Source organism: Quyinboa ferrireducens (assembly GCF_042436675.1).
GTDB lineage: Bacteria > Bacteroidota > Bacteroidia > Bacteroidales > UBA5342 > JBHJHP01.
In genome coordinates this window covers 1-855 of the sequence record NZ_JBHMVA010000088.1, presented here as the reverse complement: position 1 = coordinate 855, position 855 = coordinate 1, and the positions used below count along the sequence as shown (strand labels likewise).

The following is an 855-nucleotide window of genomic DNA, read 5'->3' as shown; positions in this document are numbered from 1 at the left end:
GCGGGCTGTCTCTTTTGTCCTGACAGTTCCTTTCCCGTCGGAAAGAAACTGCCACGACAGCATACCGTGGGAACGTTAGGCTTCATTATGAAAAAACAATGAGAATTTCTTTATTCAAATTATCGTTTCTTATCATTTTCATTCTCTTATTTGCATGCAAGGATGAGAATAAAAAATCTGAATTAAAAATGGTGAACGTTGTTGACTTGAATGGAAAATTTCAAGTAAAACTCCCGGACAATTGGGAAAAGGAGTTTAATACAACTAAATTTTCTTCGGGGATTATTTCGTCTGACACAACAAGAGAATTAAAAAACACACTAATAATTAATATCAATTGGAATCAAGATACTGTTTTTATCAATCCTGACCTAGCGCAAACACTTGACTCTCTTAATTCAACAGTTGGACTAAAAACACAAATGCATAAAAGTGGAGAAATAGGTGATTATCGGACAAGTTTTAATTTTAGTTCTGGTTATGACTCGACAGAAAAAATGCAGCGGAATCAGTATTTGTATATCTTAAAAGGAGATTCAATTAAAGGACATATACTAATGACAGCAACAATTTTTGGAGATTCAATCACAATTGAACAATCGGAATTAGTTGCAGAAATTGTAAAGACAATAAAAATAAAAAAATAACGAAAGCCTAACACAGTGTATAATGCAGCGGTTACATTATACTTTAACAACTCATTTGTGTATTGCCGCTCATGTCGGGCTGAAAGTCTACACTTCGTTTGACTGTTCACCGCCGACATCATACACAGGAACGTTGTGTGTAATGCAAAAAAGACGATTACCATGAAAAACAGAATTATAATTTTGATTTCTATCTTGACAATGATTT

Annotated in this window: 1 protein-coding gene; it reads left to right on the top strand. The window is 33.8% G+C overall.

What is annotated here, in order from left to right; genetic code table 11:
* Positions 1-98 precede the first annotated feature (98 nt).
* On the top strand, positions 99-647 hold the full coding sequence (locus ACE01N_RS20545; RefSeq protein WP_380592966.1) for a hypothetical protein: 549 nt from the start codon (positions 99-101) through the stop codon (positions 645-647).
* Positions 648-855 lie beyond the last annotated feature (208 nt).